The organism is Desulfosarcina alkanivorans, from assembly GCF_009688945.1.
GTDB classification, from domain to species: domain Bacteria; phylum Desulfobacterota; class Desulfobacteria; order Desulfobacterales; family Desulfosarcinaceae; genus Desulfosarcina; species Desulfosarcina alkanivorans.
Genome location: NZ_AP021874.1, coordinates 5,628,464 through 5,644,479, shown reverse-complemented (window position 1 = coordinate 5,644,479; position 16,016 = coordinate 5,628,464). Strand labels below are relative to the sequence as shown.

Annotated in this window: 12 protein-coding genes; all 12 read right to left on the bottom strand. The window is 60.9% G+C overall.

The genetic code is table 11. The annotated features are described in order from the left end of the window. Positions 1–26 precede the first annotated feature (26 nt). Complete coding sequence (locus DSCA_RS24580; RefSeq protein ID WP_155318964.1) at positions 27–689, bottom strand: methyltransferase; 663 nt, start codon at positions 687–689, stop codon at positions 27–29. Beyond that, positions 686–3,874 carry an efflux RND transporter permease subunit gene (locus DSCA_RS24575; RefSeq protein ID WP_155318963.1) on the bottom strand — a complete coding sequence of 1,063 codons (3,189 nt, stop codon included), beginning with the start codon at positions 3,872–3,874 and terminating at the stop codon, positions 686–688. The genes DSCA_RS24580 and DSCA_RS24575 overlap by 4 nt, the downstream gene beginning before the upstream one ends. Further along, positions 3,871–5,139, bottom strand: coding sequence for an efflux RND transporter periplasmic adaptor subunit (locus DSCA_RS24570; RefSeq protein WP_155318962.1), 1,269 nt, complete (start codon positions 5,137–5,139; stop codon positions 3,871–3,873). The genes DSCA_RS24575 and DSCA_RS24570 overlap by 4 nt, the downstream gene beginning before the upstream one ends. A gap of 168 nt (positions 5,140–5,307) precedes the next feature. Then, positions 5,308–6,447, bottom strand: a complete 1,140-nt coding sequence (locus tag DSCA_RS24565; protein WP_155318961.1) for a homocitrate synthase/isopropylmalate synthase family protein — start codon at positions 6,445–6,447, stop codon at positions 5,308–5,310. A 5-nt stretch (positions 6,448–6,452) separates the two neighbouring features. Continuing rightward, positions 6,453–6,956, bottom strand: a complete 504-nt coding sequence (locus DSCA_RS24560) for a GNAT family N-acetyltransferase (protein ID WP_155318960.1) — start codon at positions 6,954–6,956, stop codon at positions 6,453–6,455. Beyond that, positions 6,953–7,375 carry a hypothetical protein gene (locus DSCA_RS24555; RefSeq protein WP_155318959.1) on the bottom strand — a complete coding sequence of 141 codons (423 nt, stop codon included), beginning with the start codon at positions 7,373–7,375 and terminating at the stop codon, positions 6,953–6,955. The genes DSCA_RS24560 and DSCA_RS24555 overlap by 4 nt, the downstream gene beginning before the upstream one ends. 52 nt (positions 7,376–7,427) lie before the next feature. Further along, positions 7,428–7,733 (bottom strand): (2Fe-2S) ferredoxin domain-containing protein, encoded by a 306-nt coding sequence (locus DSCA_RS24550; RefSeq protein WP_155318958.1) that lies wholly within the window; start codon positions 7,731–7,733, stop codon positions 7,428–7,430. A gap of 254 nt (positions 7,734–7,987) precedes the next feature. Next, complete coding sequence (gene nifB / locus DSCA_RS24545; protein ID WP_155318957.1) at positions 7,988–9,262, bottom strand: nitrogenase cofactor biosynthesis protein NifB; 1,275 nt, start codon at positions 9,260–9,262, stop codon at positions 7,988–7,990. Positions 9,263–9,425: 163 nt separating this feature from the next. Beyond that, positions 9,426–10,799: a nitrogenase component 1 gene (locus DSCA_RS24540; protein WP_155318956.1), complete on the bottom strand. Its 1,374-nt coding sequence runs from the start codon at positions 10,797–10,799 to the stop codon at positions 9,426–9,428. 38 nt (positions 10,800–10,837) lie between these two features. After that, a complete protein-coding gene (gene nifE, locus DSCA_RS24535) occupies positions 10,838–12,283 on the bottom strand; it encodes a nitrogenase iron-molybdenum cofactor biosynthesis protein NifE (RefSeq protein ID WP_155318955.1) in 1,446 nt (481 codons plus the stop codon). A 280-nt stretch (positions 12,284–12,563) separates the two neighbouring features. After that, positions 12,564–13,943 (bottom strand): nitrogenase molybdenum-iron protein subunit beta, encoded by a 1,380-nt coding sequence (gene nifK / locus DSCA_RS24530; RefSeq protein ID WP_155318954.1) that lies wholly within the window; start codon positions 13,941–13,943, stop codon positions 12,564–12,566. A gap of 208 nt (positions 13,944–14,151) precedes the next feature. Further along, on the bottom strand, positions 14,152–15,816 hold the full coding sequence (gene nifD, locus DSCA_RS24525) for a nitrogenase molybdenum-iron protein alpha chain (RefSeq protein ID WP_155318953.1): 1,665 nt from the start codon (positions 15,814–15,816) through the stop codon (positions 14,152–14,154). Positions 15,817–16,016: the final 200 nt, after the last annotated feature.

Below are 16,016 nucleotides of genomic sequence, written 5' to 3'. Positions count from 1 at the left end.
CCGGTACAGCGTGGCGGCTTACCCCTTCATCCCGGTTCAGGATGCCCCATCAACAGCCGGTTTTTGGGTGTGATATCCGCCGGTATATACCGGGTCATCACCCGATACCCGCAGGCACGCAGATGTGCCGCACGGGTCACATCAACAGCCGTGGGCCCGTCCAGCCAGCCCTCCAGGCCGCCGGTGTCGCAGCGTTTCAGGTCGTGACAGCAGGGCAGCACCGCTACCCGGGCGCCGGCCCCGACGGCTTTTCCCAGAACGGTATCGGTCAGGGTGCCGCAGGCGTGCACGGACACGACCAGATCCGATGGCGAAAGATCGAACGCGTCGATATCGGTTTCCGCCCAACGAATCCGTCCGCCAAGCCGGGGCCATGCATCGATGAGTTCGTCGGACAACCGCCTGGCGCTTCGGGGAAGATGATTGTCGACGGCAAGTGCGCCGGGAGACGTATCGTCAAGCAGGAGCATGATGTGAGCCAGCAGCCCATGTCCGCAGGCCAGGTCGACCACCCGGCCGCCGCGGTACTTTCTTCTCACCCGCCGGGCCACCTCCCAGGCTTCGAAGAATTCTTTGCCCGGCAGCGTCCCCACACGGCAGACCGCCCGGGCGATTCTATCATAAAGGGTATCGCCGGGAAACCGGGACAGCTGCCGGTCGGTAAGCCGGCTCTTTGTCGATCGATTCACGGGGATCCCAAGTCCTCACCGGCCGCATCATCCGATCGCCCCGGGGTTAATCGCCGTGTCACCGCACGGATGATATCGTCCACGATCAGATAGAGCGCCGGGACATAGAGCAGGGTCAGCAGGGTGGCGGCCAGCAGGCCGAAGCTGATGCTCACGGCCATGGGAATGAGAAACTGGGCCTGGAAGCTGCGTTCCAGCAGCAGTGGAAAAAGCCCGGCGACAGTGGTTATCGAGGTGAGCAGCACCGGCCGGAAACGGGACCGCCCGGATGCCATGACCGCCTCGACCACGCTCATCCCGCCGCGATGGGCCCGGTTGGTGAAATCGATCAGGATCAGCGAATCGTTGACCACGATGCCGGAAAGCGCCACGATGCCGAAAATGCTGATGATGGTAAAGGCCAGGCCCATCACCAGGTGGCCGCCGATGGCACCGATGAGGCCGAAGGGGATGGCCATCATGATGATCACCGGCTGGACGTAGGACCGGAACTGGGTGGCCAGCAGCAAAAAAATGGCCATGAGCGCCAGGGTAAAACCTTTTTTCAGGCTGTCCAGGGACTCCTGGGTCCGCTTGGCCTGACCTTCCAGGTCGTAGCGCAGGCCCGGGTAGCGCGCGATCAGCCGGGGGAGAAACGTTGCCTTGAGGTCGGTGACGATCTGGCTGGCGTTGCCGTGATCCTCGTCGATGTCGCTGCTCACCGTAACCACCCGTTTGCGGTCGACCCGCCGGATCAGTGAATAGGCCCGCGAGCTGGTGGTTTCGGCCACTTCGGCCAGCGGGATCTGCCGGCCGTCCGGCGTGCGGACCCGGGCCTGCTCGATGGCGTACAGGGAACGCCGGTCCGTTTCCGCGTACCGGACCTGCACTTTCACGTCATCTTTTCCGCGCTGGATGCGAAGGGCCTCTTCACCGTAGAACCCCTGCCGCAGCTGCCGGGCAATATCACGCATGGTGACGCCGATGCTCTGGGCGCCGTCTTTGATCCGGAAGCGCCGCTCGGGCTTGCCGGGCTTGAAATCATCGGCAATGTCGTAGGTTCCCGGATAGCTGGCCAGTTCCTCCTTGAGTTCCCCCGCGGCCTGCTCGATCTGCCCGAAGTCATCGCCGATGAGCTGAATTTCGATGGGACTGCCGGCCGGTCCGCCCTCGATCGTGAAAAAAGAGAGCCGGTCAACCCCGGGAATTTCACCGGCCAGGTCCCGCCACCGGTTGATGACCGTGTTGACCGACAGCCTGGGCCGCTCGGCCGATGAAATCATTTCGATCCATACCTCCCCGCAATGGCCGCCGATTTCCGCCGGTTTCCAGTCACGCCGGGGAATGAACCCGGCCAGCGAGTAGGTGTTGGTGATCAGGGAGTCGCCGTCCGCCAGCTGTCCCTGGAAAGCCGGGTTGAGTTTAAACGCCTGCTCCTCCAGATAGGCGATGGTCTGCGCCGTTGTCTCCACCGGTGTCCCCAGGGGATAGTTGACTTCGGCAATGACCCAGTCACTGTCGCCCTTGGGCATGAAAACAAAGGGCACATATCCGCCGCGCAGAAGGCCGATGCTGACGATCAGCACGCCCAGGCCGATGGAAAAAGTGAAATAGCGGTTGTCCACCACATAGCGCAGGGTCGGGGTGTAAATGCGGTCAATGGCAAACTGGAGGCCATTTTCGATCCGCCCCCTGACACGCTGATGGACCACGCGCCCCAGTTTTTCTCCCCTGCGCCGGCTCCCGGCCAGAGCCCCCTCCAGATGGGCCGGGAGAATAATCAGGGCTTCGCCCAGCGAAACGATCAGGATGGCGATCACCGCCCGGGGCATGACACCGATGAATTTCCCCATGATCCCGGCGATGAACATCAGGGGGGTAAAGGCCACCACGGTCGTGGTCACGGCCATGACCACCGGTCCGCCGACTTCCCCGATGCCGTCTACCACGGCGCGGTCCGACGACTTCCCCCGTCCGAAATGGGTGAAAATATTCTCGCCCACGATAATGGCATCGTCCACCAGGATGCCCAGGGTCATGATAAAGGCGAACAGGGAGATCATATTGATGGTTTCCCCGTTATAATCCAGCACCATGAAAGCCCCCATGAAAGAAATGGGGATGCCCACGGAAACCCAGAAGGCCAGCCGCAGGTTGAGAAAAAGGGCCAGAACGATAAAAACGAGAATAATCCCCTGGAACCCGTTGCGCAGCAGAAGGTCGATACGATCCCGCACCATGGTGGACAGATCGAACCAGGTGGCCAGCCGGATACCGGCGGGCATGCTGCCACGACGGTCCGCCACGTATTGCCGCACCGTGTCGGAAATGGCAATCACGTCTTCCTGGTTGGTACGGTTGACCTGAACCAGGGCCGCAGGCTTGCCGTTGAAGCGGGCCTTGATGTCGGTATCCTCAAACCCGTCGATCACCGTGGCGACCTGTCCCAGCCGCACCACGGTGCCAGCCGCATCGGTGATCAGCGGCAGGTTCTCGAACTCCCTGCCGGTGTACAGCTGTCCTTTCGTACGCACGAGGATTTCGCCATGGTCGGTCTTGATGGCGCCGCCTGGCAGATCGAGGCTTCCGGTCCGCAGGGCGCGGACCACCTGATCGAAACTCAGGCCATAGCGCCTCAGGTTCTCCTCAGACACCTCCACCGCAATCTCATAGTCCCGCACGCCCACCAGCGTGGCCAGGGAAATGGGGCCGGTGTCCACCAGGTCGTCCCGTATGCGATCCGCCGTCCGCCGGAGCATTTTCTCGGAGACGTCTCCATAAACGGCTACGGTAATGGCAGGGTTGCGGTTGATGATTTCGGTAATGACCGGATCTTCGGCCTCATCGGGAAAGGTGTCGATCAGGTCCACCTCGTTCTTGATGTCGTCCATGACTTTCTGGACGTCGGCATCTTTATCCAGCTCCACGGTCACCGACCCCAGGCTTTCACGGGATGAAGAGTAGGTCCGTGTAATATTTTCGATGCCCTTGATCTTCTCTTCGATCTTGATGCAGATCCCCTCCTCCACCTCCGCCGGGCTGGCGCCGGGATAGGGAACGGAGACATTGATCATGTCCAGGGCGAACTGGGGAAACATCTCCCGCCGCATATTGAACACCGTCAACAGTCCCGCCACGATGATGAACATCATGACCAGGTTCACCGCCACGCGGTTGTTGACGGACCATTGGGCAAGTTTCTTCATTCAATCCTCACCCTCATCCCCGGCACCGCGCCGGAAAGCGGGGTGGTGATCACCAGATCCCCGTCGGACAGGCCGTCGCTGACCAGTACGGTCTCTTTAAAGCGGCGCAGGATGGTCACCGGTTGGACGCGCAGTTGGAGGTCGTCCGCCAGATAGATCGTGTCGCCGTCATGGACCAGGTGGCGGGGCAGCCGGTGAACGTTCTCCACCTGCCGGCCCTGGATGCTCACGGTGACGAACATGCCCGGCTTCATGCGGTCGGCGGCATGAACGAGGGAATCGGATGTGGCCGGTTCGTCCACTTCAACCACCACGGGCAGGGTGCGGGTGGTCGGGTCCAGGGCCGCCTTGACCCTTGCCACGCGGCCATTCCACAAGCGGGGCGGGGTTGTCCCCGTATACTGCACCCTGGCCGGCGGCCCTTCACCGGCCCTGCCGGTATCGGGGAACCATGCCAGGTCCCCCACCGGGATTTTCACGTCGATGTCAAAAGCGCCGGCCCGGTATACGCCGCCCACCGCCTGACCCACCGTCAGATGCTGACCGGTCTCGACGGCTTTTTCGGTCACCCAGGCATCGAAGGGCGCCTCGATCCGGCAGCGCTCGAGATTGAGCATGGCCTGTTCCACGGCCACTTCAGCCATGTCCAGCTGGCTTTCCAGCCGAATCCGGCTGGTCGCGGTGAGGGCCATCTGGTTCTCCAGGGCCTGGAGCCGCTCCCGGCTGGTAAGGTATTGGCGATCCGCCTTGTCCAGAACGCTCTGGGAGGTCATGTCCCTACCGGCCAGTTTTTTCAATCGCTTGACTTCCGCCAGGGCCAGATCCACATCCGATGCGGCCAGCGCGAGGCTGGCCTTGATATTGAGGATGTCCTGCGCCAGACGGTCCAGTTCGGCCCGGGCCTGGCGGACGCCGACTTTCGCCCGGCGGACGGCCAGTTCATAATCCCTTGGATCGATGGTCAACAACACCTCGCCGGATCTGACGAACCCGCCTTCGATGAATGCCGGATGCATGGCCACCACCTGCCCGCGCACCTCCGCCACCAGCTTTAAGGCCTCCCGGGGAGCAACCGTCCCATATGCGTCGACGATCATGGGAAGCGACTGTGGACGGGTGCGAAGGACCTCCACCAGCCGTCCGTTTGACGTGCGCGCCTGCTTTTCGGCACGGGGACGCAACTGCACCAGAACGACGGCGATGGCCACCGAAACCAGCAGCACCACGACCACACGAACGGTTTTAAACAGCGCTCCTTTTTTCATCGGGTTGAACCTCGACTGCCAGCATGCGTTCAAAAAACGACTTGGAAACGGATCGGAGAGGATCGGCACCGGGCGTTGCCCGGAGGGCCAATCTATCGAATCGACAGCGGGTTTTCAACGTCTTTTTTCAGGGGGAGGAGTGGTGAATGGCTGCCCGATGGTCGACGATCAGGAAAAGGTTTGATGGTAGAGCTGGACGAGTTCACCGGGAGACAGAAAGGCCCTTTTCCGCGTGGCTTCGGCCCGGACAAAGGTCAGCAACTGCTCTGTTTTTTCATCGTTCAGGATCAGACCGGCCTCTTCCATGATGTGCCGGATCACGGCCGAACCACTGTGGCGCCCCACCACCAGCCGTGCATGCCGTCTTCCCAGGGTCTCGGGAGAAAACGGCTGATACGTATCAGGGTCCTTCAACAGGGCCGCACAATGAATGCCTGACTCGTGGCTGAACACCCCTTCTCCGGAAATGGGACGGTCCACCGGGATGGGCCGTTTGGTAATCCGTGCGACGTACCGGCAGATCCTGACCAGCTTCCGCGGATCGATCGGGCTGGTCCGGCCGTCGAGGATATCCGTCGCCACGGCCACCTGCTCCAGCGGGGCATTGCCGGCCCGTTCACCGATCCCGTTTACGGTGACGCTGACAGCCCCGATCCCCGCCTCGATGGCAGCGATCGTATTGGCCGTGGCCATGCCCAGATCGTTGTGCCCGTGAAACTCGAGCGGCATGGAGCCGGCCGACCGGGTCAATCGCCGGACCACCTCGGCCACCTGTGAGGGCCTGGCCAGCCCGACGGTGTCGGCAATACGCACCCGGTGGGCGCCAGAGCCGGCTGCCGACCGGACAAAGGTGTCGAGAAAAGCCGGACTGGCCCGGAAGGCGTCCTGGGCCCCCACAGACACCAGCCCGAACCGTTCTGCCGCCAGGGAGACGAGTGCATCGAGCTGCGCCAGCACCCAGTCCGCGGTCTTGCCCATGGCTCGCAGGAGAATCGAAGAAACCGGAAAACTGATGTGCACGCCGCCGGTCCCGCATCCGGCGGCCAGTTCGATGTCCGCTTCGACGGCCCGGCACCAGCAGGTGAGCTGGCAGTCGGCTTCGAGAGCCGCCAGCCGGCGGATCTCCCTGCAGGCCCACGGACCCATGGCCGGAATGCCCACCTCCAGTTCATTCACGCCGGCATCGGTCAGCAGGCGCAGGATGGACATTTTCTCGCCGGTGGAGAAAGCCACGCCGGGTGCCTGTTCGCCATCACGCAGGGTCGTATCGATGATATGCACGGGCATTTTTGCGGTGAAGGGTGCCATTGCGCCTACCCCTCCGGAAGGTCTGATTTCCGCAGGCAGATCAGTTGCGTAGGCAGCCAGCCATTCTTGCGGTAAAAATCCAGTGCCGGGCGGTTTTGCCCGTCCGCCAGCAACTGCAGCCGGGTGGCGCCGTGCTGCACCGCCCAGGCCGCCAGGGTCGCCAGCAGCGCCGCACCGATGCCCTGTCCCCGCAGGCGTTCGGTGACCACCAGATCTTCGACCAGGGCGGAAAAGGCCCCTTCGGCGGTGGACACCACCAGCTGGGCCGTGCCCATGGCCACGACCCGGCCTTGCGCTTCGGCAACTTTGACGCAACGGTGCTTGCCGCAGCCGTCCAGCATCAGGGAAAGCCCCCGGTGCTGGCGATGCCCGTCGACGGCAAAATCAGCTTCGATGGAAAACAGTTCGTCGAGCAGCGCCACCAGCGTTTCCAGGTCCGCGTGCCGGGCATTGCGGATCGTCACATCCCTGGGTATCGATGTCCCTCCCGCGGGCTCCCGTGCAGTCATGACGGCAGCGTTTCCAGGTCGTCAAGGGGAAGGTGCCGCTCGGCAAAGCCGGCCACCTGCCGGCCGATATCAAGAATGCTCCGGATGGCCGTGTCGCTGGGGCCGCTTCGCTGAACGGGTGTCAGGGAACACATGTCATCCATCCGTTCGATCGCCCTGATCCTGTCGGCCAGTTCGGGATCCATGGGGCAAACCGGCGACAAGGCCTTTGTCAAACCGGACAGGGTGTGGTCGAAAGGCATCTGATGATGATATTGCGATACGCCGACCATCATTTTTTCGATGGCCATGGCGGCCAGCTGGAAGATCAGCTCGTTGTTGAACACAGCGGGACGGGATTGCCCCCTGGTGGCCGTCTTCAGGTATTTGCGCCCGTCCATGATGTGGACCCGCCAGCCGGGAATGGGTTGAATCTGCATGCACATTCTCCTTTCCTGGCCGATTGCCGCTGTTCGTGGCAACCGGCATGCATTAGGGGATCAGCTGGTTTTCGACGACATCCCCATCTTCCAGCGCATCCAGAATTTCATCGACCACATCTTCGCAGTCCACACCACCGTACCAGATGCCCTGCGGTTGAATCACCATCACCGGGCCGTGATCGCAGGCCTTCATGCAGCCGGTACTGGTAATCTGGGCGTCCAGCCCCCGATCGAGAATTTCGTTTTCGATGTACGGCAGCAGGGCCGTTGACCCTTTCTTATGGCAGACCCCCTTTGGATCGCCATCGGCACGAAAGCTGGCACAGACAAAAATGTGATGTTCCGGTTTTTCCATTTGCTCCTCCGTTCAGGTCTTCTTGCGAGTTAAGTGGGAAATACAACGTTAATGTTTTTCTCAGGTATAATCAGGTTGCAGGTGAACATACGGCATTCACGGCATCCGTTTGGTGCGTCAGGGCAGGTAGGTTTTGGTTCCAGGCAAGGCCACAGGCCTTTTGGAACCGCAGGCGTAGCAGCGCTACGTCGAGGATCGCAAAAGGACGAGAACGCCGCGTGGGATCAAAAGATGCCTGCCCTGGCGCATCAAAATCAGCCGCAGCCCATGCCGTTGCCATGGCAAGCCTCCCCACACGCACTCAGCGACCGTTTAACCATGTGGTTCAGACGCTCGCCGGCAAATACCGCCCGCACGGCCTCATCGATGAGCCCTTCGATCTCCAGCACCTCGATGCCGGCGGCGGAAAGCACCTTCAGGGGGTTGGCCCCCACCCCGCTGACCAGCAGCGTGCTGCAGTCCGAGAACGTGTCGGCCATTTCCTGCCAGCGTTTCATATAGCCCCCTCTGGCCGGTGTGGCGCGGGCTTCCAGCAGTTGGATCCGGCCTTCTTTCTCCCCGTAAACCAGCAGCTTGTCCGCCTCGCCCAGATGCTGGTTGACCAGCACCCCCTCCATGCTGGCCACCGCCACGCAGGGGCGCGGCGACACCCGGCCGACCCTGGGCGTTTTCACATCCAGCCGCCGGCAGGCGGAAAGCGTGTTCATCAACCCGTCATCGGTGGGTTCGCCCAGCAGGCCGACAGCGTCGGCCCGGCAGCGGGTGCAGTGACGCATCTGCTTGACATGCACCGCGGCTGCAGCCCGGATGTTCTCAACTGTGGCCGTTTCCGGTTCGGCCAGATGCTCGAATTCGGATCCGGCATTGGGGTAGTAGGGCATGGCGTTGAACAGGTCCACCTCAAGGTCGGCCATGCGGCGCGCCACGGCCTCAATGTGGCCCTCGTTGATGCCGGGCAGGATGATGCTGTTGGCCTTGACCATGATGCCCCGGTCCTTGAGGCCCTTGATGGCCGCAAGCTGCCGCTCCAGGAGAACGGCGGCCCCTTCCCGGGCGCGCAGCACCCGTTTGCCCACCCGCATCCAGGAATAAATCTGCTCGCCGATGGCCGGATCCACGGCATTGACCGTCACGGTGACGTGGCTGACGTCGAGCCGTTTGATTTCATCAAGATAGGGTTCCAGATTGAGGCCGTTGGTAGCCACGCACAGCATGACCTCCGGATAACGGGATCGCACGCGGGACAGGGTCTCCAGGGTCTCCTCGGGGTTGGCGAACGGATCACCCGGCCCGGCGATGCCCACCACAGCGATATTGCCCTTCAGGGCAAACACCTCCTCCAGGTAGACCATGGCCTGGCCCGGCGAGAGCACGGCACTGGTGACGCCGGGGCGGGTTTCGTTGACGCAGTCGAACCTGCGGTTGCAGAATTTGCACTGGATATTGCATCGGGGGGCCACCGGCAGGTGAACCCGTCCGAATGATTTGCAGGCGCCGGGGTTGAAGCAGGGATGGTTGTCTAAATTCATGGTTCCTGGTTCCTGTATTTTTGGTCTCGGGTCTCTGATCTGGGGTTTCTGTTCCGAGTTATGGGGGGCTGAAACCGATCGCGGCTGAAAGCCGCTTCACCAATTCCTGAATTCCTCAATCCCCCAATCCGAAATTCCGACCTCCGACTTCGGACTTCGGATCTCACATATACGTGTAACCCACAGTACTCTTCTCCTGTTTCTTCTCAATCACCGTGTTGGCAATCCGGTCGAACAGCTGCTGGGCGCCCCGGTAGCCCAGGTGCAGCAGGCGGCTGCCGTCCACGCGGTCGTGCACGGGAAATCCCACCCGGATCAGGGGCCGTTTCAGCCGGCGGGACATGGTGTACCCCTTGCTGTGCCCAATGAGCAGGTCCACGCCGATCTTCTCCAGCGTTTTCTCAATGGTCACGAAATCAACATCCTCCATGATCTGCATCCGGTCGTGACAGGCTTCCGGCACCACGCATCGCACGGCCTGGGCAAAACGCCCGTTGCCGCCGCCGGTGGCGCACAGCACCGGGATAATGCCCACCTCCGCGCAGAAAGCAGCCAGTCCGGCCACCAGATCTTCTTCGCCGAACAGGGCGGCGCGGACACCGTTGAGGTGTTTATGACCGTCGACCATGGCATCCAGCAGCCGGCCGCGCTGGCCGGTATAAATTTTGGGCACCGGCCGGCCGCTGATCGTGGAAAGCAATTCGAAAAATCGATCGCTCTGGCGGATGCCGATGGGAAGCCCGATTCGATGAAGCGGTACGTCGAAATGCTCCTTCAGCCAGGTACCGGCGGTCTCTTTTTCTCCTGCCAGGACCAGACCGCACTCGATGCTGATCGTGGCATCGCCCATACGGCGGAGCGCACTGACAGGGGTGCCGCCCTCGGGAATCTGCTGGTATTCGGTCCATAAGGGACCGTTGAGGGTATCGCTGTAGTCCGGCACCAGGGTGCAGTCCAGATCGAAATCGGTCATGATCGTTTTCAAACAGCGCAGATCCGCAGGCGACATCATGCCGGGGAACAGGTTGATCGACGGGCTCCCGCATGCGCCGGTGGATTCGGCCAGGGTGGAGATCAACGCACGCACGGCCCCGTGAAAGCCCTGCATGTGGGTTCCCTGGTAACTGGGCGTGGAGACATGCACCAGTGCCGGCAGCGCGTCATCCCGGCATGCGTCCCGGTAGGCCTTGATAAACATGGGGACATCGTCACCGATGGTCTCCGACAGGCAGGTGGTCGCCACCCCGATCAATTCCGGATGGTATTGTTTACGGATATTGTCGATAGCCAGCTTCAGGTTCGCACCGCCGCCGAAGATGGCCGTTTCCTCGCCAAAATTGGAGCAGGCGATATCCAGCGGCTCTTTGAAGTGGCTGATCATGTATCGTCGGATATACGTGGAGCACCCCTGCGATCCATGCAGCAGGGGCATGGCATTGGCGATGCCTTTGAACGCGAAGGCCGCCCCCAGGGGCGCACACAGGTTGCAGGCATTCTGAGTAGCGGTGAAATTCTCTTTTTGATGAACGGACTTCATGGGATACCTCCTTGTGGACCTTCGATGGCAATCTGCTTCTACAATTCGAGAGCCAGGGCGCCGGGGATGACGCCGTCGCAGGGACTACAGCACAGCAATCCCCCGGCAACGCCGGATCTGCAGTGCTCCGGCCCTTGAAAGCGTCGTGCCGGAGCAAACTGCCAGACCGGACTGGTTGCCGACGTGTGCACCTCCCGGGCGAACGCCAGCATGCCGGCGAAACCGGCCAGGGGGATCTTGCGTTCGTGGTTGTGGTCACAAAACCCGATACCCATCTTGTAGGCGATGGGACGTTCCTTGACGCCGCCGATAAACAGATCGACCTTTTTCTCGATGATGTACCTGGACAGTTCCAGGGGGTTGGCATCGTCGAGAATGATGGTGCCGTCCTCGCACATATCCCGCAGTGTGGCGTAATCGCTCTGGTTGCCGGTCTGGGATCCCACCAGCACCACGTTCATCCCAAGGTAGCGCAACGCCTTGATCAGGGAAAAGGCCTTGAAGGCCCCGCCCACATAAATGGCCGCCCGCTTGCCGGAAAGATCGGCTTTGAGGCGATTGATTTCGGGCATGATGGCGTCCACTTCACTGCGCACGATCTCACGGCTGCGGACCATGACGTCGGGGTGATCGCCAAACTGCTCGGCCACGTCGTACAAGGCCTTGGCCATGTCGTCGATGCCGAAATAGGAAGCCCGGATATAGGGAATGCCGTATGTTTCCTTCATCATCTCGGCCAAAAAGGTCAACGCACCGGAGCACTGCACAACGTTGAGTGTCGCCCCGTGGCTTCGGGCCAATTGGTCCACACGGCCGTCTCCGGTCATGATTGAGACCACCTGGACGCCCATCCGTTCGTAATACTTTTTAATCAGCCAGGCTTCCCCGGCGATGTTAAACTCCCCCAGGATGTTTATGCTCACCGGGCCGATATCTTCGGTAGCGCCGGTGCCGACCAGTTTAAAAAGGGCGTCGCAGGCGGCTTTGTATCCGTCCTTCTTGGTGCCTTTAAAACCTTCGGAATGGACCGGCAGCACCGGAATTCCTTTCGCCTCGCCCACCTTCCGGCAAACGGCGGCCACATCGTCGCCGATGATGCCGACGATGCATGTGGAGTATACAAAAGCGGCCCTGGGCTGGTAGACGTCGATCAGCTCACCCAGCGCGGCCGCCAGCTTCTTCTCTCCGCCGAAAATAACATCCGTTTCACGAAGGTCGGTGGAAAAACTCATGCGGTGCAGTTCCGGCCCCGAAGAAAGCGCCCCGCGAATATCCCAGGTGTATGCCGCGCAGCCGATGGGCCCATGGATCAGGTGCAGAGCATCGGCGATGGGGTAAAGCACCACCCGGGACCCGCAGAACACGCAGGCCCGCTGGCTGACCGATCCGGCCAGGCTGTGCTTATCGCAGGTCATCTCGAAAGGATCCCTGCCCTTGTGATGGATCTGTGACTGACGGGCTTCAAGTATGGGTGTCGACGACATGATTCTTCTCCTGTTTATCCGAATTCAGATGTCCGAGAACTGATGTCCGACTCGAGGTCTACCTTCTACTTTCTGAGTTCTGAGTTCTGAAATCTGAGTTCTGAAATCAATCGCGCCTGGAAGCAGCTCCTGCAATCCCTATATTCCTCAACTCCTTAATCCCCTTAATTCGGGATTCCGTCCTCGGACTTCCGACTTCCGGCTTCGGACCTCGGACCTCGGACCTCCGACTTCCGACTTCCGTCCTCGGACTTCGGACCTCGGACTTCCGACTTCCGACCTACATGACCAGTTCCATGGTAATGTCGTCGGCATCGCGATCCTTGCGGTCCAGGATGGCATCGAGCAGTTTCTCCATCAATCTCAGGGCGCCGCGATAGCCCATGGTGGAGAAGTAACTGTGGCCCATGCGGTCGTATATGGGGAACCCGTAGCGCACCAGCGGGATATCCTCATCCTTGGCGATGTACTTGGCGTAGGTGTTGCCGACGATCAGGTCCACCGGGTCGTTCTTGATCCACTGGTGGAAGAGCAGCATGTCCCCGGGCACCTTGACGTTCACCGGTTCCGGGACCTCGGACACGGCTTCACGCAGACGTTTTTCATACTTCTTGCCGGCCGGGCTGCCGGTGACGATGTGCACCGGGCGCATGTCCAGTGAAACCACAAAACGGGTCAGGGCCAGCACCTGGTCCGGATCGCCGGCAATGGCCACCCGCTTGCCGTACAGGTACTGGTGCCAGTCGGAAATCGTGTCCACCAGCTGGCCGCGCTCCAGGTTGAGGGCATCGGGAACGGACACCCCGGCCATGCGCCGCAGGGTGTCAACGAAGGCATCGGTGCCGTGCAGCCCCACCGGCAGCCCCAGGATTTCACAGGGCACCTTGCATTTGGCATCCAGGGCCCGGGCGGCCGCCAGGGACGCGGTCCGGCCGAGGGCGATGGTGCCCGCGCTGCTGCCGGTTTTCTTCAGGTCTTCGATGGTCACGCCGCCGTCGGGAAACATCTTGTAGCGGCCGGTCAAGGGGCCGTTGAGCACCCTGGACGTATCCGGAAACATGATGGTCGCGATCCCCATGATGCCGGCAATCCGCCTGATTTCAGCCATGTCCGACGGTTCCACATAGCCCGGAATCAGATTGATCGTCTTCGCCCGTTGTCCATTGGATTCGGCGAAATAGTCCACCATGGCCTTGGTCATGCTGGAAAACCCGGTGACATGGGAGCCCACGTAACTGGGCGTGTTGGCATGAAAGACGAATTTCCCATCGGGGACCTTGCCGTCGGCTTTGGCTTTGGCGACAATCTGGGGAACGTCGTCGCCGATGGTTTCCGACAGGCAGGTGGTGTGCACGGCGATCACCCGGGGGTTGTACACGCTGAAGATGTTGTCGATGGCCTGCACCAGGTTGGCCTGCCCGCCGAACACCGACGCCCCTTCGGTGAACGCGCTGGTCGCCGCCACCACCGGTTCCTTGAAGTGGCGGGTCAGGGCACTGCGGTGATAGGCGTAGCAGCCCTGCGAGCCATGGCTGTGGGGCAGGCAGCCGTGAACGCCCAGGGCGGCGTACATGGCCCCGATGGGCTGGCAGGTCTTGGCCGGATTGACGGTCAGGGCGCTGCGTTCCTTGATCTCGGTGGGGGTATGTCTCAGTAACATGAGGTCCAATCTCCATTATGCAATATGTGTTGTTTTGCTTTTAATTTTCTGCCTCGAGCTGGGGTCATCCAGAGGGGGTAGATTTCGCCCGAGTTCGAGGCAGGCGTCAGATTCGAACCGGAGGCATATCGGGAATATGTCGAGGATTCGAATCTGACGCCCAACGAAGAAATTCGGGTGAAAGATGCCGTCTCTGGAGGATCCCATACTATTCCCAGGCATAAGTGGCCGACAATTCAGGATGCTCCTGCCACGGCGCACGCATATACTGCCACACCCGGCTGCTGACCATGCGGTCGATCTCATGGTAGAAGTTGACGGCCCCCTTGAATCCGGCGTAGGGTCCGCCGTAATCGTAGCTGTGCAGCTGCTTCAAGGGGATGCCGTGCTTTTGCACGGTATATTTTTCCTTGATGCCCGCGCAGAAGAGATCGGGCTTGAAGATTTTGATCAGCTGGTCGGTTTCATACTGGCTCAGGTCGTCGATCACCATGGTGCCGTCGGGCATCTCGGGCATCATGCCGTCGTATTCACCGAACTGCAGCCCCCTGGCTTCCAGTTCCGCTTTTTTCTCGTCACTGATCCTCGGATTGAATCGCTCCGGGTCCGGTGTGATCGCCAGTTCCTCGATGTTGCGGCTGTCGGCATCCACCTTGATGTCCGGCAGTACCCGGCGGCCTTCGTAATCGTCGCGGTGGCCGAACTCGTATCCGGCGGACAGGGTTCTCATGCCCAGTTCGGCAAACAGTTCCTGGTAGTGGTGGGCCCGGGAACCGCCCACGAAAAGCATGGCCCGCTTGCCCTCGGTGCGGGGGCGCACATCGGCGCAGGCCGCCTCGACGGCAGGCATCTCTGCGGCGATAACCGCTTCAACCCTGTCGGTCAGTTCCTTTTCGTCGAAATACTGGGCGATCTTGCGCAGGGACTTGGCCGTGGCCGCCCCACCGATAAAATTGACCTTGACCCAGGGCACACCGAATTTGGTCTCCATCATCTCGGCCACATAATTGATGGACCGGTGGCACATGATCAGGTTGAGGTCGGCGGTATGGGAGTTGGCGAAGGCGTCGATGCTGGAATTGCCGCTGTAGGAAGAGACCATGGTGATGCCGCACCGCTCGAACAGCCGCTCGATTTCAAATGCATCGCCGCCGATGTTGTACTCGCCCAGCAGATTGATGCGGTATTTGCCCTCCCCGATGGTGTCGTCGAGGCCCACCACATGTTTGAAGATGCCGTTGTTGGCGATGTGGTGGCCGGCGCTCTGGCTGACCCCCTTGTACCCTTCGCAGGAGAAACCGAAAACGTTGATGCCCAGCTTGGCCTTCATCTCACGGCAGACGGCGTGGACGTCATCGCCGATGAGGCCCACCGGGCAGGTGGAGAAAACGGCGATGGCCTTGGGCCTGAAATTGTCGTAGGCCTCCTGGATGGCCTGCTTGAGTTTTTTCTCGCCGCCAAAGATGATCTCCTGGTCCTGCATGTCCGTGGAGAAGCAATAGGTCATGAAGTTGTGGCCGTCGGCGGTGCAGTCCGGATCGGTCTGGTTGCGGCGGGTCAGCCAGCTGTAATAGCCGCAGCCGATGGGGCCGTGGGTAATATTGATGATGTCCCGCGTGGGGCCCAGGACAACCCCCTTGCAGCCGGCATAGCAGCATCCCCGCTGGCCCATCAGACCCGGCACCGTACGCACATTGGAGCTGATCACCGGCGTTTTGCCGTCGGGATCGACCCGGTTGACCACGATCTGTTTGGCGCGCTTGCGGGCCACTTTGGGCGGATACTTGGACAGCAGCCTGGCCTTTACTTTTTCAGGGTCGTGGCTGTCCAGTTTGACGTCTTGGGTCGCTTTTTTGTTTGGGGCCGTAGCCATGATATCTTCTCCTAAAAAAGGCGTGGGTAAAATAAAAAGTTTTTCTCAGCTATTAAATTCTTTCGGAAATTGTAGATTCTGGTTCCCCGCTATGGGGGGATCTATGACACGCCAGGGCCGCAGTAAAGTTGAAACCGCAGGCACAGCAGCGCACCGTCGAGGATTACAAGTGATCGAGAACGCCGGCCTGGGCCGAAAGA

Coding starts and splice junctions, on each gene's coding strand:
- DSCA_RS24575 (WP_155318963.1), bottom strand. CDS start 3,874: ATGAAGAAACTTGCCCAATGGTCCGTCAACAACCGCGTGGCGGTGAAC.
- DSCA_RS24570 (WP_155318962.1), bottom strand. CDS start 5,139: ATGAAAAAAGGAGCGCTGTTTAAAACCGTTCGTGTGGTCGTGGTGCTG.
- DSCA_RS24565 (WP_155318961.1), bottom strand. CDS start 6,447: ATGGCACCCTTCACCGCAAAAATGCCCGTGCATATCATCGATACGACC.
- DSCA_RS24560 (WP_155318960.1), bottom strand. CDS start 6,956: ATGACTGCACGGGAGCCCGCGGGAGGGACATCGATACCCAGGGATGTG.
- DSCA_RS24555 (WP_155318959.1), bottom strand. CDS start 7,375: ATGCAGATTCAACCCATTCCCGGCTGGCGGGTCCACATCATGGACGGG.
- DSCA_RS24550 (WP_155318958.1), bottom strand. CDS start 7,733: ATGGAAAAACCGGAACATCACATTTTTGTCTGTGCCAGCTTTCGTGCC.
- nifB (WP_155318957.1), bottom strand. CDS start 9,262: ATGAATTTAGACAACCATCCCTGCTTCAACCCCGGCGCCTGCAAATCA.
- DSCA_RS24540 (WP_155318956.1), bottom strand. CDS start 10,799: ATGAAGTCCGTTCATCAAAAAGAGAATTTCACCGCTACTCAGAATGCC.
- nifE (WP_155318955.1), bottom strand. CDS start 12,283: ATGTCGTCGACACCCATACTTGAAGCCCGTCAGTCACAGATCCATCAC.
- nifK (WP_155318954.1), bottom strand. CDS start 13,943: ATGTTACTGAGACATACCCCCACCGAGATCAAGGAACGCAGCGCCCTG.
- nifD (WP_155318953.1), bottom strand. CDS start 15,816: ATGGCTACGGCCCCAAACAAAAAAGCGACCCAAGACGTCAAACTGGAC.